Raw genomic sequence first — 22111 nt, forward strand, 5'->3', positions numbered from 1 at the left:
CGGCGGGTGGGCGAGACCGGCCGGCGCGCAGTCGCCTCGCCGGATCGCACCAAGCAGCCGAAGGAGCTGAGGTAGTATGCCGCGACGCAAGCGCAACCAGTCCGGTGCCGGGGGGCCCGTGACCCTTGACGACGTGGCCAAGGCGGCTGGCGTCTCCAAGGCCACGGTCTCACGGGTCATCAACGGCAAGTCGTGCGTGAGGCCCCACGTGCGGGAGCGCGTCCTCAAGGCGGTGCGCAAGCTCAACTACCATCCCAACGCCGTGGCGAGGGCCCTGGCGACCCGTCGTACCGGCCAGATGGGGCTCTTGCTGGCCCTGCCGTCGTCCATGCCCGGGTACGGCCTGGGGCTCATCCAGGGCATCGAGGCGGTGCTGCGGCGCGAGCAGATGCACCTGGTGCTGCACGTCATGGACGCCCAGCAGGCGCAGTGGGACCCACCCTCGTCGGTCACCCAGCGCCAGGTCGACGGCCTCATCGTCGGCGGCGACCTGCGGGGGGCCGACTGGCTCAAGGCGCTGGCCAGCGAGCGGCTGCCCGTAGTCGTGCTGGGTGACGAGTATCCCGAGGGGCTGGCCTTCAGCGCGGTGACCCTGGACTGGATGACGCCCTCCTCCCAGGCGGTGGAGCGGCTGGTGGCGGCCGGGCACCGGCGCATCGGCGCCATCATCCCCGGCGGGCGCTGGGGCGACCAGGTGCGGGGAGGCATCGAGCGGGCGCTCCAGGCGGCCGGGCTGGGCCCCGAGGCGGCCGTCGTGGTCAAGGTGGAGACCAGCGAGCTCAAGAACGGCACCGCTCACGCCGCAGGATACGACGCGATACGCCGCATCCTGGAGCGGGCCCCGACCGCGCTGTACGTCGCCCATGAGGCCCTGGTGCCCGGTGTCCTGCACGCGCTGAAGGAGGCGCGGCTGTCGGTGCCTCAGGACCTGGCGCTGGTCGTCTGGGGTCACGGCTCGTCCGGCGAGCAGGCCATGAGCCTGACCGCCGTCACCGTCAACCGCGAGCAGATGGGACGCATGGCGGCGCTGATGCTGCTGGACCTGCTGAAGGATCCCTCCCGGCCGCCGGTGCAGCTGGCCATCACCCCGAGCCTGGTCGTCAGGGAGAGCTGCGGGACGAGGGAGCGCCCGGCCCAGCGGGCGGCCTACTCGCTGGCCTGACCCGCGACCCTCGCGAGCAGGGCGGATGGGTGGGGCGGCGCACGCAGCGGGCGCCGCCCCGCTCGTTGGCGGCCGGTCTGAGGGACCGCAGGGCAACGCCCGTTCGTGAAGAAGGGATCCCATCCCTCCGGCTGCCGCCGGGGAGTCCTCGGAGCGCCGGCGCACGGGCCGGCACAGGGAGGTGGCGCCGTCGTGTCCATCCGGTTCGGCACCGACGGATGGCGAGCCGTCATCGCCGACCAGTTCACCTTCGCCAACGTCCGTCTCGTGGCCCAGGCCATCGCCGACTACCTGCGGGACGCCGGCCTGGACCGGCGAGACGTGCTGGTCGGCTACGATACCCGTTTCATGGCCGAGCACTTCGCCGACGAGGTGGCCTCCGTCCTGGCCGGCAACGGCATCGCGGTGGGCCTCGCCACCACCGACGTGCCGACGCCGGCTCTGGCCCATGCGGTGGTGCAACAGCGCGCGGCCGGTGCCGTGATGCTGACCGCCAGCCACAACCCGCCCGTCTACCTGGGCATCAAGTTCATCCCCGAGTACGGCGGGCCCGCTCAGTCCGACGTCACCGCCGCCATCGAGCAGCACATCCGGCGCCTGTTGCGGGAGACGGCCAGCGGGCAGATGGCGGTGCGCACCCTCGATCTCGCTCAGGCCCGCCGGCAGGGGCTCGTGCAGCCCATCGAGCCGCGGCTGGAGTACCTGGAGCACGTCCTCGGGGTGGTGGGCACCGCCCGGCTGCCGCGCCGGCTCGAGGTCGTCTACGACGCCATGTACGGCACGGGACGCGGCTACGTGCCCGACGCCCTCGACAGCCTCGGCGTGCGCAGCCATCCCCTCCACGCGGTGAGGGACCCGCTGTTTGGGGGCGGCGCGCCGGAGCCGACCGGCGAGCACCTGGAGGAGCTGATCCAGGCGATCCGTCGCCGCCCTGGCTGCCTGGGAATCGCCACGGACGGGGATGCCGACCGCTTCGGCGTCGTCGACGAGGACGGGACGTACCTGTCGGCCAACCAGGTGTTGACCGTGGTGGCCGACTACCTCTTGCGGGTGCGGGCCATGCGGGGCAGCGTCGTGCGGACCGTGGCCACCACCCACCGGCTCGACGCGCTGGCGACCGAGCACGGCGTCGAGCTGCACGAGGTGCCGGTCGGTTTCAAGCACGTCGCCGCCGTCATGCGGCGAGAGAGCGTCACGCTGGGGGGCGAGGAGAGCGGCGGGCTGAGCATCGCCGGGCACATCCCGGAGAAGGACGGCATCCTGGCGGTGCTGCTGGTCACCCGCATCTGGGCCGAGAGCGGCCAGTCCCTCACCCGCCTCTTGTCGGCCATCCACGAGCGGGTGGGGCCTGCCTACAGCCGACGCGTCGACATGCCAGCAGGGGAGGAGGCCAAGCGCCGGGTGCTGGAGCGACTGGCGTCACGTCCCCCCGAGCAGTGGGCGGGGCGCCGGGTCGAGCGGGTCTCGACGCTGGACGGCGTCAAGGTGTGGCTGGAGGGGGGTTCCTGGTGGCTGCTGCGGGCCTCGGGCACGGAGCCCCTGATGCGGCTCTACCTCGAGGCGCCCGAGCGGCAGCTGCTGGACCGGATGGAGCGGGAGGTGCGAGCCGAGCTGGAGCGGCTGGTCGCAGGCTGACGGCTCCGCCCGGCACCCCTGCCCGTGGCGCACATCTGGATCGTCGCCGTGGGGCGCATGCGCCAGCGCAACCTCGCCCAGGTGATGGAGACGTACCTGGACCGCACGGCGCGGCTGGGGCTACCCGTCCGCGTGGTCGAGGTGCGGGAGGGCGGACCGGCCCGGGGCGACGTCGACCCTGCCACCGTGGTCAAGGAGGAAGGCCGACGGCTGCAAGGGGTCTCCCTCCCATCACGCCTGTGGCGGGTGGCGCTGGACGAGAGGGGCTGGCTGCCCGAGGGGAGCCAGGTCTTCGCCCACTGGCTGGAGCAGCGTCTGGCCACGGCTGACGTGGCCTTCTTCGTCGGGGGGGCCTGGGGCCTCGACGCCGAGCTGGTGGCGCGATGCGACGAGCGGCTCTCCCTTTCGCCGCTGACGATGGCGCACGAGCTGGCCCGACTGGTCCTGGCCGAACAGCTCTACCGTGCCGCCACCCTCTGGCGGGGGGTGCGCTACCGCAAGTAGCCCCGCCACGTGCGTCGTCGTCCGGTCGAGCCCCGCTGGCATCGCATTGATCGAGTGCACGCGAGCACGTTATAATGACCCCGCACGCTCCGAGCCGATGTCCTTCGCCCTTTTTCTCGCCCGCCTTGCGAACGGGGGTGAGTCCCGGTGGCCACGATGCGCTGGAAGAAGATCTCCGACGCCGTGGTGAGGCGCCTGCCGCTGTACCTGCGCGTTCTGGAGGAGGCGTACCATAGCGGCGACGTCAAGCTGATGTCCTCCCAGGAGCTGGGGGAGCGTGCCGGGGTCAGCCCCGCGCTGGTTCGCAAGGACCTAGCATGGTTCGGCGAGTTCGGCAAGCAGGGGGTCGGCTACGAGGTCCGCTATCTGCGCGAGGAGCTCCGCAAGATCCTCAACCTCGATCGGGAGATCCGGGTCGCGGTCATCGGGGTGGGCAGCCTCGGCCATGCCCTCGTCCGATACAACCAGCAACGCTATCGTGAGGATCAGCACTTCAACCTGCACGTCGTGGCGCTCTTCGACGCCGACCCTGCCAAGATCCACACCCGGCTCGACGGCCTGATGATCCATCCCATCGACACTCTCGCCGAGGTGACGCGCCGGGAGGGGCTGCAGATGGCCATCGTCACGGTGCCGGCCTCGGCGGCCCAGCAGGTGGTGGACCGCTGCGTCGAAGCGGGCATCCGCGCCATCCTCAACTTCGCTCCGGCCAAGCTGACCGTGCCCGAGGGCGTCCACCTGGCCAACGCCGACGTCAGCCTGGAGCTGCAGCGCTTGGCCTACTACCTGGGCGAGTGAGGGGCGGCGACTCCCGACGGTGGGGCGGCAGCGAGGGGTGGGCGACGGCGCGGCGCTGACGCTGGACAAGCTGGGCGTCCCCAAGGACCGCGAGGGCCGCGAGCGGTACGTGCGCGAGATGTTCGACAGCATCTCGCACCGCTATGACCTGCTCAATCGCCTGCTCAGCTTCGGGCAAGACGTGCTCTGGCGCAAGGCGGCCGCTGCCCTGGCCTGCGGCGACGGGGTGGAGCGGGTGCTGGACGTCGCCACCGGCACCGGCGACCTGGCCCTGGAGGTGGCGAGGCGGCTGGGCTCCCGCGGTCGGGTGGTGGGGGTCGACTTCGCACTGGGCATGATGAGGGTAGGCCTGGCCAAGATCGAGCGAGAGGGCATGGCGGCGCGGGTGCGGATGGTGGGCGGCAACGGCCTGGCTCTGCCGTTCGGGGACGGCGCCTTCGATGCGGCGACGACCGCCTTCGCAGCCCGCAACGTGGCGGACCTGCCGGGCTTCTTCCGAGAGCTGCGCCGGGTGGTGCGCCCGGGCGGCCGGGTGGTCTGTCTCGAGCTGTCGCACCCATCCCCCGCTCTGTGGCGGTGGCTCTACGAGCTCTACTTCTACCATGCCGTGCCCCGGATCGGTCGCCTCTTCATCGGCCGCTCGGGACCCTACGAGTACCTGCCCGGCTCCCTGACCGACTTTCCCGATCCGGTTCGGCTGGCCTCGGTGATGGCCGCCGCGGGCCTGAGCAGGGTGCGATACCGCCTCGAGCTGGGCGGCATCGCTGCCATCCACGTCGGGGAGGTGCCCCAGCCTGCAGACGGTTGAGCAGCGCATCCGAGCCTATCTGGGCGAGGCCCTGGCCCGGGTCGAGCGCCTCTTGCAAGAGGTGCTGGCCGCCACCGAGCCGCTGGGGGCCAGGACGTCCCTGCACCTGCTCCAGGCGGGCGGCAAGCGCATCCGGCCGGTCGTGACGCTCCTGGCGGGGAGGGCCCTCGGCGCTCCGGACGACGCGGTGGTGCCCATCGCCGCCGCCGCCGAGATGATCCACATGGCCACCCTCGTGCACGACGACGTCATCGATGGGGCGCACAGTCGCCGGGGCCGGCCCACCGTCAACGCCATCTGGGGCGACTACCCGGCCGTGCTGACGGGCGACTTCATGCTGGCCCGGGCGATGAGCATCATCGTGGATCACGGGCACCCGCGGGTGCTCAAGGTGATGTCCGACATGATCTACGAGATGTGCGAGGGCGAGATCGCCCAGCACGAGGCCAAGGGGCGCCTGGACCTGACCGAGCAGGAGTACCTGCGGCGCATCGGCAAGAAGACGGCTCGCTTCTTCCAGGCCTGCTCGGAGAGCGGGGCACTGCTGGCCGGGGCGTCACCGGCCCAGGTGCGGGCCATGGGGCAGTTCGGCTACAATCTGGGCATGGCCTTCCAGGTGGTCGACGACCTGCTGGATATGACCGGCGACGAGCGCGCCATGGGCAAGCCGGTGGGCTCCGACCTCGCGCAGGGCGTGCTGACCTTGCCCGTCATCTACCTGCTCCAGCGAGCGGAGTACCGGGACCGGGTCGCCAGCCGGTTGCAGGTGCTCCCGCCCTCTCCCCAAGACATCCAGGCCATCCTGCAACTGGTGCGGCACAACGGCGCGCTGCACTACACGCAGGGGGTGGCGGGGCAGTACGCCCGCAAGGCGGTCGAGTCGCTGGCGGCGATCCCGCCGGGCGAGGCATCGGACCTGCTCCGGGAGATGGTGGGGGCGCTCGGCGCCCGGAGCCGGTAGGCCCGCTGCCTGCCGCAAACCGGCAAGAGGAGGGGCGGCCCCTCGCTTCGAAGGGTCCTCATCCGGCGCGCATGCGTCCGGGGTGCGGCCGAGCCTGGAAAGCGTGGGGAGATGAGCGCGACCTGCCATGTTCAACATCGGTCCAGCCGAGCTGCTGGTCATCTTGCTGCTGGCCCTGATCATCTTCGGGCCGGGCAAGCTGCCCGAGGTAGGGCGGGCGCTGGGGCGGACCATCAACGAGTTTCGCCGGGCGACCCAGGAGCCCACCTCGCCACCGGCCTCCTCCTCGTCCGCTCCGGCTGCCTCTGCGTCGGATGCGGGCAAGACGGGTGCGACCGAGCGCGGCGAAGCCGGGCCCACCGGATCGCCGGACGCGGGCACGCCGGCCCACCGGGCCGCCTCGGCCAGCGGGGCAGGGTCAGAGCCGGTGCGGCGTGAGCCCCAAGGCACGAGCGGTGCGTGAGCGGACCGGTGCCGCCGAGCGCCTCGGTGGCTGGCGATGGCGCCGGCGGTTGCCCGGCGCCGAGATGACGCTGCCCGAGCACCTCGAGGAGCTTCGATACCGCTTGCTGGTGTCGCTGGCGGCCCTGGCGGCAGGCTTCATGGTGGGGTGGAGGGCGACCCCCCACGTGCTCGATGTGCTGCGGGGCGAGGCCGGGCGCCTGGTGGTGGTGACGCCGGCGGAGGCCTTCGTCACCTACCTGCGGGTAGCCTTCACGGTGGGGCTGGCGGTGGCCTCCCCCATCATCGTGGCGCAGATCTGGCTCTTCGTCGTGCCGGGCCTCTATCCGGCGGAGATCGCACTGGCCGCCCGGATCGGGCCGGCGGCGGCGGTGCTCTTCGCGGCCGGCCTGGCCTTCGGATCGGCCGTCGTCTTTCCCATCGCCATGCGCTTCCTGCTGGGACAGGCGGGGTCCGGCGTGGTGGCGGCCCTGTCGGCGAGCCGGGTGCTCAACTTCGCGCTGGGGCTGGTGCTGCCGTTCGGCGTCGTCTTCCAGCTGCCCCTGGCCGCCTACGTGGCGGGTCGGTTGGGGCTGGTGGAGCCGACCAGTCTGGCGAGGTTGCGGCGCTGGGCGGTGCTGCTGGCCTTCGTGGTGGGGGCGGTCCTGACGCCACCCGACGTGATCTCGCAGGTACTGATGTCCGTGCCGCTGGTGGTGCTGTACGAGGTCGCGATCGTGACCGCCCGATGGGGTGCCCGGGTCAGAGCCCGCGGACCCCTTGCGGATGGAGTACGGAGCGAGGCGAGCTGAGGGAGATGTCGCAACCGCCACAGGAGAGCCCGTGGGAGCAGCTGGCCCAATACCTGCGGCGCTCTCCCCTGGTGCACCGCTTCGAGGCCATCCGGCGTTACCTGGGCGCCGCCCTGATCGTCTTCGTGGCGGCCGCCACCGCGGCTTTCTCGTTGGCGCCCGCGGTGCTGCAAGACATGCAGCGCCGGATGCCGGGCAGCGACGAGCTGGTCATGCTGGCCCCGGCCGAGGGCTTCCTCGTGCGGATCAAGGTGGCGCTGGCCATGGGGGCCGCGACGGCGGTGCCGCTGGTCATGCTGGGGGTGTGGGCCGCCGCCACCCGCGGGCGCCCCCGGGGGCGGCGGCTCGTGACGTTCCTGGCCATCCCCGTCTCGTTGGGGCTGTTCGGCCTCGGCGCCTGGTTCGCCTACGGGTGGATCGTGCCGGCGGCGCTGCGCTTCCTGCTGGGATTCGCCGCCGACCGTCTCGAGGCCATGATCTCCGTCAACAGCTACGTCAACTTCATCCTCTCCATCGTGGTGCCCTTCGGACTGGTCTTCCAGCTCCCCCTGCTGGTCTTCTTCCTGGCACGGCTCGGCATCTTGCGGCACCGGACCCTGGCGGAGCGCAGGGGCTTCGCCGTGGTGGGCATCGCCGCGCTGGCCGCCGCGCTGACCCCGGGGCCCGACGTCTTCTCCCAGCTGTTGATGGCCATCCCCCTGGTGGTGCTGTACGAGGTGAGCATCTGGGTGGCCTGGCTGGCCGCGCCCCGCGCCCGGCGCCGGGAGAGCGATCCGGCGTGGCGTCCCTCCTGACGGCCTGAGGCCGAGCTCAGCACGGTAGAGACGGTGGCGATAGTGTGACTCTCCCCTGGGGATCGCGTCACTGTCCCTCGGCAGGGCGGGCCGCTCGGCGTCTCGAAGCCCTCCGTGCCGCGGGAGAGAGCGGTCACGGTTTCTCCGCGCAGGCTGGTCGAGACGGATCCGGTCGGAAGGGGGCGAGCGCGCGGTCTCGTCGGCCCCCATGGCGAGCGGGGCCGGGGCGCGCGGCGACATGGAGCACGATGCCGAGATCAATCAGCGGGCTCGGTTGCGTCCCATCACGGAGATCGCGGACGCACTGGGGTTGGGGGCCGACGACATCGAGCCCTACGGACGCTACATGGCCAAGGTGTCCATGTCCGCGGTGCGGCGCGCGGCCGCCGGCCGCCGGGGCCGGCTGCTCTACACGACCGCCATCACGGCGACCCCGGCCGGCGAGGGCAAGACCACCGTGGCCATCGGCTTGACCCAGGCCCTGGGACGCATGGGCCTCAAGGCCGCCGTCTGCCTGCGGGAGCCCTCGCTGGGGCCCACCTTCGGGGTCAAGGGCGGTGCGACGGGCGGCGGGCTCAGCCAGATCGCCCCCATGGTCGACATCAACCTGCACTTCACCGGTGACCTGCACGCGGTGGCCAGCGCGCACAACCTCCTGGCGGCCGCGGTCGACAACCACATCCACCAGGGCAACGAGCTGGGCATCGACCCCAAGCGGGTCCTCTGGCGCCGGGTGATGGACATCAACGACCGGCAACTGCGCCACATCGTGGTCGGCCTGGGCGCGCCCGGCGACGGGGTGGTGAGGGAGACCGGCTTCGACATCACGGCCGCCTCCGAGGTGATGGCCATCCTCTGCCTGAGCCACGACATGGATGACCTCAAGGCTCGGCTGGGGCGGATCCTGGTGGGAGAGGGGCGGCCGGGCACGGGCCGCAAGGCGCCGTGGATCTTCGCCCACCAGATCGGGGTGATCGGGGCGATGGCGGTGCTGTTGCGCGACGCCATCAAGCCCAACCTGGTCCAGACCCTCGAGGGTCAACCCGCCTTCGTCCATGGCGGCCCCTTCGCCAACATCGCCCACGGCAACAACTCCATCCTGGCCACCCAGACCGCGCTGGGCCTGGCCGACTTCGTCGTGACCGAGGGCGGCTTCGCGGCGGACCTGGGCGCCGAGAAGTTCCTGGACATCGTGGTGCCGCAGACCGGTCTGGTGCCGGACGTGGTGGTGCTGGTGGCCACCGTGCGCGCCCTGCACTACCACGGCGGGGCCTCCCGGTCGACCCTGCACGCCTACGATCCCGAGGCGCTCCGCCGGGGCTTCGCCAACCTGGACCACCACATCCGCACCCTGCAGCGCTTCGGCCTGCCCGTCGTGGTGGCCGTCAACCGCTTCGATTCCGACGACCCCCGGGAGCTCGAGGCCGTCGTCGCCCACTGCCAGGAGATGGGCGTGAGGGCGGCGGTGGCCGATGTGGTCGCGCGCGGTGGGGAGGGAGGCGTGGAGCTGGCCGAGACGGTGCTGGCGACGCTGGAGCGGGAGCGCCCCTCCTTCCGGCCTGCCTACGAGTGGGAGATGCCCCTCACCGAGAAGCTGGAGCGCCTGGCCACGCAGGTCTACGGCGCCGACGGGGTCGACTTGAGCTCGCGGGCGCGAGCCGAGCTCGAGGCGCTGGAGGAGCGCGGCTTCGGCGGGCTGCCGCTGTGCGTGGCCAAGACCCAGTTCTCCATCAGCGACGACGCCTCTCGCCGGGGCGCGCCGACCGGCTGGCGGCTCCAGGTGCGCGAGGTGCGTCCCTCGCTGGGGGCCGGGTTCGTCGTGGCCCTCACCGGTGACGTGATGACCATGCCCGGACTGCCCAAGGAGCCGGCAGCCCTGCGCATCGACGTGGACCAGGAGGGATTCGTCACCGGCCTGTCGTAGCGGTGGCTCATCCTCGGCATCCTCGTTGTGGAGAGGTGGCGCGACGTCGAGTTGGCCTGGCAACGCACCCTCGTCATCATCAAGCCCGAGGCCGTCAAGGCCGGCCTCATCGGGGAGATCCTGTCGCGCTTCGAGCGCAAGGGGCTCCAGATCAGCCGCATCCGCGACGGCCGCATCGATCGCGCCCTGGCACGGCAGCATTACATCCACCACGCCGACAAGCCCTTCTTCGAGGGGCTCCTGGACGCCATCACCGCTGGGCCGGTCGTCTTCGCCATCGTGGAGGGCCCGTCGGCCATCGCGCACGTGCGCAACCTGGTCGGCGCCACGGACCCGGTCAAGGCCAGTCCGGGCAGCATCCGGGGCGACTTCGCCGTCGAGCTGCCGTTCAACATGGTGCACGCCTCCGACAGCCCGGAGACGGCGGAGGCCGAGATCCGGCGGTTCTTCGGCGAGGGAGCGTAGCCGTGCAGGGTAGGAGGCGTCGGGGCCTACGGGCCTCGGCGCTCCCGCCGCAGGCGAGCCAGGTAGAGGCGAGCCGCACGGGCCGGATCGACCCCGCCGTCGTCGCTCGGGCCGTGGGGGTGGCGGGGCCGGGCCCGACGCTTGCTCTCCAGGATGTCACGAGCCGACAGGGAGGGCCCGCGCACGCGACGCCGCATCCGTCCGGCCCAGGCCCTGACGCCTCCCACGAGATCGGCCAGCAGCGCTGCCGGTGACTCCGACAGCCGGCGCACCCCCACGTCGGCCACCAACAGCATCATGGCCACCGCGACGAGCCAGGGCCAGGCCGGCCTCGTCCGCCAGCCCCCGGCCTGGGCAGGGGGGAGTCCCGCCAGGCGGGCGGCGGCATCGGCCAGCGGTGCTGGCAAGGCGTCTGGCTGCCCGGCTCCCGACTCGGCGACATAACCCACGAGCTGCCCGCCGGTCTCGTGGGCCAGGCGGCTCAACAGGGTGGGCGAGGGAGGGCCCGGCTCCAACTCGGCAGGGTAGGCTCGCACCGCGACAGCCTGCAGGCGACGGCCCTCCACGATGACCGTCGCGAAGTAGGTGCCGGGTTGCGACGCGTCGAAGGCGCCGGCGTAGCGGCCGGGGGCCTCCTGCCGCAGGGGCACGGTCGCAGAGGCCCCGGCAGGGCCGCTGACCACCGCTTCGGCCTGCAAGAAGTTGAGGGGACGCCCCTGGTCGTCGAGGGCCTCCAGGACGACGCGGGCACGCTGGGGGTCCAGGTCGACGTACAGGCGAGACGCCCCCGGCGAGGCGTCGGCGGGCGGCAGCGCCCAGCGCGCCATCTGGTGCAGCAGGTCGGCAGCCCAGCCCTCGTCCTGCCAGCGTCTCGCCCACGGCCCGGTGAGGCTCGACGTGAAGGCCACGACCCGCCCCAGCCCCGCCCGCCAGGCGGCCAGGATGGGGTCGCCCTCGTGCGAGACCAGGTAGACGGGGGCGTCGGGCTTGGGCGTGGTGGCGACGTACGCCTCGAGGGGTGGCAACGACTCGACCTGCGGCGGCAGGAGGGACTCGCCCGCACCGCGCTGCCCGGTGGCGCGTACCTGCACGGGCCCGGTGACGATGGCAGGACGGGTCACCACGATGGTCTCCGACGCGAAGATCTGGGGGATCACCCGGAGATCCCGCGTCTGGTAGAAGCGGCCCCTGCCCCATCGGGCGATCTCCGACAGAAGCGCCGCGTCGGCATCGGGACCGATGGCCACCGTGCTGACGGTGATGCCGCGTTGGGCGGCCCGCCCGGTCATCCCCTCGAAGTCGGCCGGGTTGGACTTGCCATCCGATAGCACGATGGCATGCCGCACCATGGCCCGGGCCGACTCCAGGGTCTCGAGCGCCTCTCGCAGCGCCGGGCCCAGATCGGTGCCGCCGTCGGCGGACAGGGTGGCCATGCGCTGCAGCAGGGGCGACGGGTCCGACGCCGGCGACAGCCGCTGCACCCAACGGGGCTGCCCGTCGAACGCCAGGACCCCGACCAGGTCGTCGGGCGAGAGCAGCTCCAGCGTGGCGGCGGCCGCGCGCCGCGCCGCGTCCAGCTTGGAGCCGGTGGCGTCACGCTCGCCCATGCTGCCCGACTTGTCGATGACCAGCACCAGAGCCACTTGCGGGATGAGCAGGCGGGCCGGCACCTCCGAGCGCACCGGCAGCAGGCTCTCGAGAGGTGTGCCGAGATACCCCCCGGGGCCGAATGTCCGGGGGCCTCCCAGCACCACCAGGCCGACGCCCATGTCCCGCACGCTGGCCACCAGCGCATCCATCTGGGGATCCGAGAGGCTCGACGCCGGCACGTCGTCGAGCACGATGGCCGAGTAGCGGGCGAGGCTGGTCCTCGCAGCCGGCAGGGCCTCGGGTGTGACCAGCTCCACGGGCAGGCCCCGAGCGGAGAGCCACTCGCTGCCGGCCGGCGGCGACGACGCGACGTAGAGCAGGCGCCGGTGGCCCTCGATCCGCACGGCCGTCCCTGCCCGGTTGTTGATCGGCTCCAGGTCGGCCTGCCAGCTCGACAGGGCCGCCTCGTAGAGCGCGACGGGGCCGGCAGGAGGCGAGGGATCCTCCAAGACGACGCTCTGCCAGCCGCCACGCAAGGCGATCTCGCCCTGCCAGAGCAGGCTGCCATCGCGGTGAAGGGCCAGGCCGACCAGCTGGGGACGAGACGACCACAGCCGCACGCGCAGCGCCACCGGCTCTCCCTCGGCGACGGAAACGGGCGCCGTCACGGAGGCGACGGCCACCTCCGGGTCGTGGCCGGCCAGTACCGGCACCACGTCGATGGGGGGGAAGGCGGGAGCCTCGCGCACGGCGGCCAGGGCGTCGCCGGCCGTCTGGCGACCGTCGCTCAACAAGACGATGCGCCCCGTCGCCCCGGTCTGGCCCGTCTCGCCGTCCGCCAGGAGACTCCGGGCGGCGCGCAGGGCCGCCTCGAGGTCCGTGGCCTCTCCGGTGGTGCCGGTGGGCACCCCCAGCGGGACGTCGGGGTCCGGGCGGGCCCCCCGGTAGGCGGCCCGTAGCCTCGGCGTCTCGTCCGCCTCCACCAGCCATGCCCGGTCGCGAGGCCCCAGCCGCCCCAGCACCGCCTCGACGAAGCGGTAGGCCGTCGCCCGAGCCTCCGCCGGCAGGCTGCGGCTGGTGTCGACGACGAAGACGAGACGGCGGCCACCCCCCGGCCACGGCACCAGCGGCTCCGCCAGAGCCGCCAGCAGGGCGACCACCGCGGTGGACCGCAGCACCAGGAAGCGCCGCCGTTGCCGGCGCCAGGCGATCAGGGCCGGAGAGCCGGCCACCGGCCCCGACGGCGTCCCGAGACGTCCCAGGCCGCCCCGGTGGGCAGATTGCAGGTAGAGCGCCGCCTCGACCACCAGCGTCGCGAGGGCCGTCGCGGCTGCCCATCGCCACCACGGCCGAGGCGCACCGGCCGGCGCCGCCGCCTCGGACGACTCGGCACCCGAGACCGAGGGGGCCCAGCCCGTGGCGCGCAGATCCGACTCCTCGTCTCCCGGTGGCTGGATGGCCCACATGCCCAAGGGTTCGCCCGCCCCGGAGGCGGGCCACGCCGAGTAGACGCCCGCGCGGGCGGTCTGTGCGTACACGATGGTCGGCGAGCCCTCGGCCGGCAGCGTCACGACCTCGTCGCCGGGCGCCAGGAGCAGGATGCGCGCCTCGCCGGGCGGTACCGGGATGGGTAGGGCCTGCCCCGGCTCCAGCGGGGGCCGGGCGGCCTCCCATGCCCGGGGCGCGGCCAGTCTCAGCACGTTGGCCGCCAGCACGGCGAAGGCGACCCGGTCGGGCAGGTCGCTTCGATCGGGCGCGAAGGCCATGGTGACCCGGTGACGGCCCCTGTCGTCGAGCCGGTACCAGACGAGCGGTCCCCCCTCTCCCTCGACGAGGACGTCCGCGTCCGGCGGCGGCCCGGACGTGGCGGCCGACCGACTGGCGCGCACGCCATCGAGCTCGAGGAAGCGCAGGAGCGGATGGGTGCGCTCCCAGCGCACCACCGCCTCGTCGCGGGCCGGCCCCGAGACCGTCGAGAGATCCGGGGGCCACTCCCACCAGACCGGGGCATCCCACGGCCCGGACGTCGCGGGTGGCTCGACGCCGTTGAAGACGATCAGGTCCGCTCCCGGCCCCACCCCCGTGACATCCGGCACCCAGACGATCCGGCCCCGGCCGGCTGCGCGCAGCACCTGCAGCAGGGCTGCCGACGGCTCTCCCACCAGGTAGGTCCGCGGTTCGCGCCCCTCTCCCGAGAAGGCGAGCGCGCGGGCGTCATCGGCCGGCAGGGCGTCCGGCTCAGGCAGCTCGATCCTGGCGCGCACCGAGCCGGGCCCCTGCAGGCGGTACGGTACCACCACCCGTCTGCGCGCACCGGGGGGGAGCTCCAGCGGCAGCCGCACGTCGAGTCCGAAGTCGCCCTGCAAGCGCAACGTGGCCTGTACGGGCCCATCGGAGAAGTTGGCCACCTCCGCCATCAGGTCGAGTTCGTCTCGTGCCGCTCCCGATCGGTAGGCCTGCAGGGCGGTGACGGCGACGTTGGGGGAGACCGGGTCACCCACGGGCACCATCCGCAGATCGACCCTACGGGCCAGTCGCTGCAGGGCCTCCCTGCCGGAGGGGCCCATGACGCCGTCGGTGCCCAGCCAGACCCGTACCGCCTCGCCCCGGCTCGCGAGGGCCTCGAGGCGCCGACCCAGCGACTCGAAGTCGGCGCGGCCGTCGGTCGGTGGCTCGATGGCCGCCAGGGCCCTCGTCGCGTCGGCGACGGATCCAAAGGGGCCGTCCAGCGACGTGCCCGAGGGGCCGACGGACCCGACCCACAGGGAGCGCCGCCTGCCGGTCTCGCTCGTCTGCAGCCGCCGGGCCAGCTCCTCCCGGGCCCGGGTGAACCGGTCGATGCCGGACTCCCGGGCCTGCATGCTCAGCGACCGATCGATCACGAAGACCTCGAGGAGCGGCGGGGTGCCCCCCTCCCGTTGGGGACGGGCCAGGGCCAGGCCCATCAGGGCGGCTGCCGCCAGCTGCAACACCAGGAGCAGGCTCGCCACCAGGCGGCGCAGCAGGCTCTGTTGGCGGCTCTCCTGCTGCAGCCATCGCCACACCAGGAGGCTCGAGACCCGCATGGGGCGCGGCCTGGGCCGCACCAGGTGCAGCACCACGATGGCCAGCGCCGCCGCGGCGCCTGCCAGCAGCCAGCCGGCCGCTCCCAGCCCCCATCCCGAGAAGAAGCCGGGTGGCGTCATCGCACCACGCCCGCCTCCCTCAGGCGTACGCTGACGGCTGCATAGGCCGATCCCTCGGAGGGCACCAGGACGTACCGGATGCGCCGGCGCCTGGCGAAGGCGGCGAGACGGCCCTGCCAGTCGCGCACGAGGGCCTCGTAGCGGGCCAGGGTGGGAGCGTCGAGTCGGACGGCCAGCGTCTGGCCCGACTCGACGTCGACGAGCCGAAGCTCCCCCGAGGCTGCCGGCCGCATCTCGCCCGGAGAGAGCACGTGTACGACCACCACGTCACGGTGCGCCAGCGTCAGGGCCTGCAGGGCGGACTCGACGGCCTCGACGGGCGACAGCAGATCGCTGATGAGCACGGTGACGGCCGGGCCCGGGGCACCCTGCACGATGCGTGCCGCCCAGGCGCCCCAGTCCACCTCGCCGCCCGGGCGTACGGCCTGCAGCGCCCGCAGCAGCTGCGACAGCGCCGCAGGGTGGCTGCCCCTGAGCAAGGGCTCCGCCCGTGCGTCCGGAGCGGCAAGGGAGGCATGGGTGGACGACGTGATCAGGCGCACCCGCTCGCCCGAGGTCAGGGCCACGACCCCCAGGCAGGCGGCCAGCTGGCGTGCGAACGCCCATTTGCCGGCATCGGGCTCGGCCATGGAGAGGCTGTCGTCCAGCGCCAGCTCCACCAGCAGGTCCGACTCGCGGGCGTGCACGCGGACGTAGGGCCGGTCGAGCCTCGCCAGGGCCTTCCAGTCGATGGCGCGGTAGTCGTCGCCCGGCATGTACTCGCGGTGGCTCAGGAAGTCCCACCCCTCGCCGGCCCGCCGGACGGGGCGCCATGCGGGCGCGCCGCCTGACGCCGATAGATGGGAGGCGATGCGCAGGCGACCGAGTCCTGTCAGCCACCGCTCATCGAGCATGGCGCCGGCCGGCCCCCCTGGCCATCACCGCCTGCCATGCGCTCTCGAGCGTCCGGTCCACGTCGACCTCCTCGGCGTGGCCCTGGAAGTTGAGGATGATGCGGTGCCGCAGCGCTGGCAGCGCCACCGCGCGGACGTCGTCGAAGCTGACGTGCGTGCGCTCGCGGAGCACCGCACGGGCCTTGGCCGCCAGCACCAGGGCCTGAGCGCCCCTGGGACTGGCCCCGTAGCGGACGAACTGGCGAACCGCCTCGAGGTCGGATGTCTCGGGGTGCGTCGAGGCCACCAGGTCCAGGATCGCCTCCTTGACCTCCGGGGACATGGCCACCCACCGCACGACCCGCTGCACCTCCAGCATCTGCTCTCTCGACAGCACCGGACGGATCGGCGGGGGCGACTCGCCCGTGGTGCGGTCCAGGATACGGGCGAGCTCATCGCGCGACGGGTAGCCCACCTTCACCTTGAAGAGAAAGCGGTCGAGCTGGGCTTCGGGCAGGGGATAGGTGCCCTCCATCTCGATGGGGTTTTGGGTGGCCAGCACGAAGAACGGCGCCTCGAGCCGGTACTCGGCGCCCGCCACCGTCACCCGCTGCTCCTGCATCGCCTCGAGCAGGGCCGACTGGGTCTTGGGCGTCGCGCGATTGATCTCGTCGGCCAGCACCACCTGGGCGAAGATGGGGCCTGGCTGGAACTGGAACGTGCGGCGCCCGTGCCCGGGATCGTCGATGAGCACCTGGGTCCCCACGATGTCGGCGGGCATCAGATCCGGCGTGAACTGGATCCGCGAGAACCGCAGGTCGGTGGCGGCGGCCAGCGACTTGACCAGCAGGGTCTTGCCGAGGCCCGGCAGGCCCTCCAGCAAGACATGCCCCCCTGCCATCAGCGCCAGCAGCACCTCCTCGATCACCTCGTCCTGGCCGACGACGACCGAGGCGAGCGCCTCCCTGACCCGTCGCATCCGCGTCGCCGCCTCCGCGAGGGCCCGCTCGGCCCGGGCGGCGTCGAGCGGGGGTGCCCCCTCCTGGTGCTCGGTCACCCGTCCATCCCCCCTCCGGCTCGCATCTCGAAGTAGCGCCGCACCGCCTCCCGATACTCGACCGGGACCGACTCGGGCTCGGGCAGTGGCGCATCTCGTGAGGGCCCTGCCTCCAGGTCGAGCGGCCCCGCCACATCGCCCTGCCCCGGCTGGGGCACCGGCCGGGCCGGCACCCCCGGCAGCGCGTGCGCCTCACCGGGCCCCAGCTGGGGCGACGAGGGCAGCGCGATCCGTCCGCCGTCGACCGGCACGGGGCCCTCTGCCGGCATGTCGGGAACCGAGCCGGGGCCGGAGCCGGGAGCCCCGCTGCTCCCCGCCATCTCCGGCGAGGGGCGAGAGCCTGCCGGCACCGCCCCCTCCGACGGCCCCGCCGAGGGGGAGCCAGCCGGAGGCGCCGGTGTCGTGCCGACGGTCTCCCCTTGCCCTCCGGAGGCGGCTGCTCCATCGGACGCCGGCGCAGAGGACGACGGCGCCGGCCCAGCGGCGGACGCCGACGTGCCTGCGTCGCCGCCAATCCCGGAGGGGCCGTGGTATGACGAAGGGGGCGGGGTGGGAGCGGGTGTCGCTCGTGACTCCGATGAGGGGGGCGGCGTGGCGTCGGCGCCCCTGATGGAGGGCGTCCCCGATGGCTCGACGGTAGCTTCAGCGCCCTCGCCGCGGGCAGCCAGCATGGCCAGCACCTCCGCGGCACGGTCGGCGGCATCCGACGAGATGAGGCCGAGTCGCGCGAGTCGCGCCAGGAGGCTCAGCCGGTCCCAGAGGGTGGCCAGGCCGAGCGGGGAGGTCGGGGTGCCTTGCAGGGGGGTCTGGACCGGCCCCGCGCCCGACGCCGTCATCTCACCGACGGAGCCCCACGATCCCAAGTGCCCCGGCTGGCCCTCCCCGGGGGGCGGCGATGCAAGGGAGGCGGCTTGCCGCAGCTCCTCCGCGGCGCGGGCCGCCGCGGGATCCGCGGTCGTGGCCGCCCGCTGCTCCAGCAGCGATGCCAGGCGCTGGAGCAGAGCCGACTCTCCGGGCGACATCGCCGGCTCCGATGGCTCCTGAGAGAAGCCCGGCGACGGGGGCGGCTCGAGTCGCCGCAGGAGGCGGTCGAGCCCGACGTCGGGGCCTGGCAGCGTCAGCAGGATCGCAGCGGCCACGGCCACGAGCGTCCGCCCTTTGCCGACGATGGGGGCCACCAGGCGACCCACCGACGGAGGACGATCCTCGACGAGCCGGTCGGCCCGGCGCGCCATCGCCGGCCCCAGGGGGGACGAGATGAGGCCGACACGCCAGGCCCACGCGGTGGTCAGGAGCTGGTCGGCCTCCAGGGCCCGGTCGAGCTCGGCCACGAGCGAGGATGGCGCCCGTGCCTGGCGTCGGTGCGTCCAGTGCCCCACCGCCGACCCGACCGCCGCGGCCACGAACGCGCCCAGCAGCCTCCGTCTGGCGTCGAGGGAGCCGCCGACGACCAGCATCGCCAGCACGGATCCGATGTAGGCGATGCAGGCCCATCGCACGCCGTCCAGCACGGCCTGCGCCCGCGACCTGCGCTTGTGGGCGTGGCGCAGGGCCTCGACCCATCGGGCCAGCGCCGCGCCGCCGGACGGGCCGTCGGGCGCCATCAGACGTCCCCCTCCCCGTCAACGCCCGCCATGCGGAGCCGTCGGCGCACCGCGGCATGGGCGGCCGCGGCGCCCACCAGGGCGAGCCCAGGCTGGGCGATCGCCATCCCGTGGCGCTCGAGGCGGGCGTCCACGGCCGGCCGGAGGGCCCCGGCCCCGGGACGGCGTGGCCCGAGGCCCAGATGATGGCCAGGAGGGCTGCCCCTGCGGCAGGTCGCACCGTCTCGGGAAGGGCCGCCAGCAGGGCGCTCCCCCATGCCGCTCCCGAGGCAGCGGCCGCGAGGGCCCCGGCCAGGGTCCCGGCGATCTCGGCCGGGCCGGCACCCGAGACGCGAGCGGCGAAAAGGCCGGCCGGCAGGGACAGCACCAGGACCGAGACCCCCGCCGTCCACCCCGCCATGAGGAGGCCACCGGTCACCGCGCCGGGCGAGAGGCCCCCCCAGTGGTGCCAGTCCTCCCACCCGATGAGCCCGGAGGGGTCGTCCGGATCGGCAGGGGCCGAAGAGGCGGCGCCCATCCAGAGCGCGGCCAGGGCGGCGCCCAGTTGGGTCACCGTCGACCAGCCCCTCCACACGCCCAGACGACCCAGGGACTCGAGAGCGGCAGTGCCCGGCCACGCCAGGGCGGCCAGGACGGCCGCTGCCACCACCCCTCCGGCCAGCCCGGCCGCCCGGCTCCGCTGTCGGATGAGCACGTCTCCCAGCCGCCACCAGACGAGGGCCATCATGACGACGAACGCCCCTCCAGCGGCCCGGCGACGGCAGGCTCCACCCGGCTCACGATCAAGGCGGCGGTGGGCACAGGGCGCCACCGCTGCCCGGGGCGGCGAGCCTCCACGACGGGCCGCGAGGTCTCGTCGACGTACAGCACGATCCAGGGCCGGCTCTGCTCTCTCGACGTGGGCTCGGGACCGAGCGCGACGGCGTCGGCCACGACCTGGGCAGCGGCCAGCGAAAGGCCACTCGAGCCCACGCGGGCCGCCGGCGCCAGCGCCTCGGCCAGCATCGCGCGCAGCACGGTGGGCCCCAGCGGGAGACCTGTCCGCTGCACCTGGCCTACCAGGGAGGCGATGCCCGCGTCGACGAATGCGACCCGCCCGGCAGCCGTCACGGCTGCCGGCGCTACCGGCACCACGCCCGACGCGGTCACCACCGCGCCCCTCCCCGACGACGTCAGCGCCAGCACGTCGCCCAAGGCGGCATCTAAGTAGAAGGCCGCCCGCCACCCGGCGAAGGCCGGCGCCGCCGCCACCGCCTGCCCGTCGCCATCCGACGGGCGCACCTCGCCGAGGGGCCGGACCGCCCAGGCCGGGCTGCCGACCTCTGACGCGAGCCGCCGGACATGCAAGCCTCTGGCACCCGGCCCCGTGTCGGAGGGGAGCAGGGGGCCCGGCGCCAGAGCCACCCCGTCGAGGGCAGATCGCACCTCCCAGTGGCTCTCCAACAGACCGGGGAAGACCATCAAGAGCTCCACGCGCAACGGGTCGTCCTGTGCCGGCCCGGTGGCGGCCCAGCCCGCCGTCAATCCCGCGGGACGCACCAGCAACAAGGCCCTCGGCCGGTCCACCCGGGAGAGGAAGGCAGACGCCCCCGCCACCGCCCCGATGCCGGCGACCAGCAGCATGACCGCGCCGGCGACGAGCCAGGCTGGCGTCCGGAGTCGCCCGAAGCCCGCCATCCACTGCCAGACCACCGCAGCGTAGGCCAGCGCCGCCAGAGCGGCCCATCGGGGAGGCGTCGGAGCGGGCGAGGAGCCCAGGGCGTCGAAGAGCCGGGCCCTCAACGCGTCCTCGGTGGCCAGGGGGAGCGCCGGAGTGCCTGGTGCAGGCTGCGGGTGGGTCGGCGCGAGCCCCAGACGGCCGGCCACGGCGCTCATGGCCTCCCGGGCGGAGTGGGGCGTCTCCATGGGCACCCGGACGAGGCGAGGGACCGGCCACCGCGGGTCGGCGGCGGCCGCTGCCGTCGCGAGCCGTTGGATGCGCGCCCCCAGCTCCGCCCACGCTTCGGGGGGCCGCTCCGGCAGGACCATGGCGCCACCGTCTCGCACATAGCCCACGAGCGCCCGCTGCTGCACAGCGGAGAGCCGATCGACGGGGAAGTCGGCGGCGACCACCACCAGGCGGGCGGCGCGATAGGCGGACATCCAGGGGGGCGCGTCTTCGGGCGAGGTCAGGTAGACGACCCGCAGGGGAGCCGTGGGCGCGGTGGCCTCGTCGTCCCGCGAGGAGTCGCCAGCCGGCCCCCACTGCCCGAGCCACTCCCACCCCTGGCCGGCTCTGGTCAGGACCAGTGCCACCGGCGGATCCGCCTGGCCCCTGGGCGCACCGCCAGGCGTCAGCGAGGCGCCCGCGGCGCCGGCGAAGGCCTCGAGCGCCTGCCAGCTGCCGGCGGGCAGCAAGAGCCAGGTGGTCCACCGGCCCAGAGCCGGGACGTCCAGCGGCTCCTCCCACTCGACAACCGTCGGCATGCCTCCGAGGACGTCACGGGCGACCATGCGCAACTGGAGGTCACCGGTGAAGCGGTCGCGCGACTCGAGGCGGATCTGCACCGGCACGAACGCAGCTCTGACGCCGTCGACGGGCCACAGCGGCCGCAACGAGAGGCGCAGAGGGGGGTCGTCCAGGGGCGAGGGACGGGAGGCTGGCGCTGCTCCCGCGGCCGAGACGGCCACGGCCGACATCCAACCGACCGCCACCGCGACCGCGAGCGCCGCCCTGCACGCCGGCCGCACCATCCCCAACGGCCCCACCTTCGTCCGCCAGGTGCTCGGCCTTATTGTACCATTGAAGGTTCGGACTGCCGGTGGGCCAGGGGGACGGGTGGGTCCGGGGTCGTGCGAGGGTGGCCGGGCGACTCTCTCCATGAGCCACCCGGCCCACGGTGCACGGGCGACGTCCGTGTCTGCCCGGTCGTACCCTCTCCCGTTTCGGGTGCTTCCATGCATCGGACTCTCTCGCTATACTTACGCACGTGATTGAGTGGGCCACGGCAGGGCTGGCGGCCGGGCACCTCATCGAGGGAGGCATTTCTCAAGAGCGATGCTGCCACTTCCCACCAAGTTCACGCTGGCAGCCGGGGCGGCCGAGGGGGAGACGGCCCTCAACGCGTTCGACAACGCGCTGCTGGCGGCCGGCGTGGGCAACCTCAACCTGGTGCGGGTCTCGAGCATTCTCCCCGCTGGTGCCCGGCTGGTCGACTACCTGGACCTGCCGCCGGGGACGCTGACGCCGACGGCCTACGGCAGCATCGTCAGCGATACGCCGGGAGAGCTCATCGCGGCAGCCGTCGCGGTGGCCATCAGCGAGCAAGGCTTCGGGGTCATCATGGAGTTCTCGGGCCGGTGCTCTCGGCAGGAGGCCGAGTCCCGGGTGCGGCAGATGGCGGAGGAGGCCCTGCGAGGCCGGGGCCTGGCTGTCCGGCAGCTGCACGTGCGGGCGGTGGAGCACCGGGTGGAGCGGATCGGCTGCGCCATGGCGGCCGTCGCGTTGTGGGACTGAGGG

17 protein-coding genes are annotated in these 22111 nt (G+C 73.5%); 12 read left to right on the top strand and 5 right to left on the bottom strand.

The features are described 5' to 3' along the window. Nucleotides 1–76 precede the first annotated feature (76 nt). The 11 genes from VLY81_RS02645 (at nucleotide 77) to ndk (ending at nucleotide 10304) form a co-directional block, all read left to right on the top strand. The gene (locus tag VLY81_RS02645) at nucleotides 77–1162 is read left to right on the top strand and encodes a LacI family DNA-binding transcriptional regulator (protein WP_324669483.1); all 1086 of its coding nucleotides are present in this window, start codon (nucleotides 77–79) and stop codon (nucleotides 1160–1162) included. A gap of 192 nt (nucleotides 1163–1354) precedes the next feature. Beyond that, nucleotides 1355–2797: a phosphoglucomutase/phosphomannomutase family protein gene (locus tag VLY81_RS02650; RefSeq protein WP_324669484.1), complete on the top strand. Its 1443-nt coding sequence runs from the start codon at nucleotides 1355–1357 to the stop codon at nucleotides 2795–2797. A 24-nt stretch (nucleotides 2798–2821) separates the two neighbouring features. After that, nucleotides 2822–3301, top strand: coding sequence for a 23S rRNA (pseudouridine(1915)-N(3))-methyltransferase RlmH (locus VLY81_RS02655; protein WP_324669485.1), 480 nt, complete (start codon nucleotides 2822–2824; stop codon nucleotides 3299–3301). A gap of 156 nt (nucleotides 3302–3457) precedes the next feature. Then, entirely contained in the window at nucleotides 3458–4099 is a 642-nt protein-coding gene (locus tag VLY81_RS02660; protein ID WP_324670318.1) for a redox-sensing transcriptional repressor Rex, read from the top strand. A gap of 19 nt (nucleotides 4100–4118) precedes the next feature. Further along, nucleotides 4119–4907 carry a ubiquinone/menaquinone biosynthesis methyltransferase gene (locus VLY81_RS02665; RefSeq protein WP_324669486.1) on the top strand — a complete coding sequence of 263 codons (789 nt, stop codon included), beginning with the start codon at nucleotides 4119–4121 and terminating at the stop codon, nucleotides 4905–4907. A 61-nt stretch (nucleotides 4908–4968) separates the two neighbouring features. Then, nucleotides 4969–5868, top strand: coding sequence for a polyprenyl synthetase family protein (locus VLY81_RS02670; protein WP_324670319.1), 900 nt, complete (start codon nucleotides 4969–4971; stop codon nucleotides 5866–5868). A gap of 127 nt (nucleotides 5869–5995) precedes the next feature. Then, nucleotides 5996–6331: a twin-arginine translocase TatA/TatE family subunit gene (tatA, locus tag VLY81_RS14495; RefSeq protein WP_405001275.1), complete on the top strand. Its 336-nt coding sequence runs from the start codon at nucleotides 5996–5998 to the stop codon at nucleotides 6329–6331. Continuing rightward, entirely contained in the window at nucleotides 6303–7121 is an 819-nt protein-coding gene (gene tatC / locus VLY81_RS02680; protein ID WP_324669487.1) for a twin-arginine translocase subunit TatC, read from the top strand. The genes tatA and tatC (VLY81_RS02680) overlap by 29 nt, the downstream gene beginning before the upstream one ends. Nucleotides 7122–7126: 5 nt before the next feature. Beyond that, on the top strand, nucleotides 7127–7915 hold the full coding sequence (tatC, locus tag VLY81_RS02685) for a twin-arginine translocase subunit TatC (RefSeq protein ID WP_324669488.1): 789 nt from the start codon (nucleotides 7127–7129) through the stop codon (nucleotides 7913–7915). A 238-nt stretch (nucleotides 7916–8153) separates the two neighbouring features. Beyond that, the gene (locus tag VLY81_RS02690; RefSeq protein ID WP_324669489.1) at nucleotides 8154–9839 is read left to right on the top strand and encodes a formate--tetrahydrofolate ligase; all 1686 of its coding nucleotides are present in this window, start codon (nucleotides 8154–8156) and stop codon (nucleotides 9837–9839) included. A 51-nt stretch (nucleotides 9840–9890) separates the two neighbouring features. Then, the gene (ndk, locus tag VLY81_RS02695; RefSeq protein WP_405001316.1) at nucleotides 9891–10304 is read left to right on the top strand and encodes a nucleoside-diphosphate kinase; all 414 of its coding nucleotides are present in this window, start codon (nucleotides 9891–9893) and stop codon (nucleotides 10302–10304) included. A 26-nt stretch (nucleotides 10305–10330) separates the two neighbouring features. Here the strand turns inward: ndk and VLY81_RS02700 are convergent, their stop codons facing one another. From VLY81_RS02700 to VLY81_RS02720, 5 genes are all read right to left on the bottom strand, one after another. Then, entirely contained in the window at nucleotides 10331–15079 is a 4749-nt protein-coding gene (locus VLY81_RS02700; protein ID WP_324669491.1) for a VWA domain-containing protein, read from the bottom strand. Next, on the bottom strand, nucleotides 15076–15972 hold the full coding sequence (locus VLY81_RS02705) for a DUF58 domain-containing protein (protein WP_324669492.1): 897 nt from the start codon (nucleotides 15970–15972) through the stop codon (nucleotides 15076–15078). Before VLY81_RS02705 ends, VLY81_RS02700 begins: the two co-directional genes overlap by 4 nt. Next, nucleotides 15962–16930, bottom strand: a complete 969-nt coding sequence (locus VLY81_RS02710) for an AAA family ATPase (RefSeq protein ID WP_405001317.1) — start codon at nucleotides 16928–16930, stop codon at nucleotides 15962–15964. Before VLY81_RS02710 ends, VLY81_RS02705 begins: the two co-directional genes overlap by 11 nt. A gap of 74 nt (nucleotides 16931–17004) precedes the next feature. Then, complete coding sequence (locus tag VLY81_RS02715) at nucleotides 17005–18612, bottom strand: hypothetical protein (RefSeq protein WP_324669494.1); 1608 nt, start codon at nucleotides 18610–18612, stop codon at nucleotides 17005–17007. Nucleotides 18613–19335: 723 nt separating this feature from the next. Further along, nucleotides 19336–21345: a hypothetical protein gene (locus VLY81_RS02720; RefSeq protein ID WP_324669495.1), complete on the bottom strand. Its 2010-nt coding sequence runs from the start codon at nucleotides 21343–21345 to the stop codon at nucleotides 19336–19338. Between the two features lie 304 nt (nucleotides 21346–21649). On the opposite strand from VLY81_RS02720, the gene VLY81_RS02725 reads away from it, so the two are divergent. Continuing rightward, complete coding sequence (locus tag VLY81_RS02725) at nucleotides 21650–22108, top strand: pyruvoyl-dependent arginine decarboxylase (RefSeq protein ID WP_324669496.1); 459 nt, start codon at nucleotides 21650–21652, stop codon at nucleotides 22106–22108. Nucleotides 22109–22111 lie beyond the last annotated feature (3 nt).

Source organism: Limnochorda sp. LNt, assembly GCF_035593265.1.
Lineage (GTDB): Bacteria > Bacillota > Limnochordia > Limnochordales > Geochordaceae > Geochorda > Geochorda subterranea.

Excerpts from the sequence above, each read along its gene's own strand:
- tatA (WP_405001275.1), top strand. The coding sequence starts at position 5,996 with ATGTTCAACATCGGTCCAGCCGAGCTGCTGGTCATCTTGCTGCTGGCC.
- VLY81_RS02690 (WP_324669489.1), top strand. The coding sequence starts at position 8,154 with ATGGAGCACGATGCCGAGATCAATCAGCGGGCTCGGTTGCGTCCCATC.
- VLY81_RS02700 (WP_324669491.1), bottom strand. The coding sequence starts at position 15,079 with ATGACGCCACCCGGCTTCTTCTCGGGATGGGGGCTGGGAGCGGCCGGC.
- VLY81_RS02725 (WP_324669496.1), top strand. The coding sequence starts at position 21,650 with ATGCTGCCACTTCCCACCAAGTTCACGCTGGCAGCCGGGGCGGCCGAG.
- VLY81_RS02705 (WP_324669492.1), bottom strand. The coding sequence starts at position 15,972 with ATGCTCGATGAGCGGTGGCTGACAGGACTCGGTCGCCTGCGCATCGCC.
- VLY81_RS02660 (WP_324670318.1), top strand. The coding sequence starts at position 3,458 with ATGCGCTGGAAGAAGATCTCCGACGCCGTGGTGAGGCGCCTGCCGCTG.
- VLY81_RS02720 (WP_324669495.1), bottom strand. The coding sequence starts at position 21,345 with ATGGTGCGGCCGGCGTGCAGGGCGGCGCTCGCGGTCGCGGTGGCGGTC.
- VLY81_RS02710 (WP_405001317.1), bottom strand. The coding sequence starts at position 16,930 with ATGCGACGGGTCAGGGAGGCGCTCGCCTCGGTCGTCGTCGGCCAGGAC.
- VLY81_RS02645 (WP_324669483.1), top strand. The coding sequence starts at position 77 with ATGCCGCGACGCAAGCGCAACCAGTCCGGTGCCGGGGGGCCCGTGACC.
- VLY81_RS02715 (WP_324669494.1), bottom strand. The coding sequence starts at position 18,612 with ATGGCGCCCGACGGCCCGTCCGGCGGCGCGGCGCTGGCCCGATGGGTC.
- tatC (WP_324669488.1), top strand. The coding sequence starts at position 7,127 with ATGTCGCAACCGCCACAGGAGAGCCCGTGGGAGCAGCTGGCCCAATAC.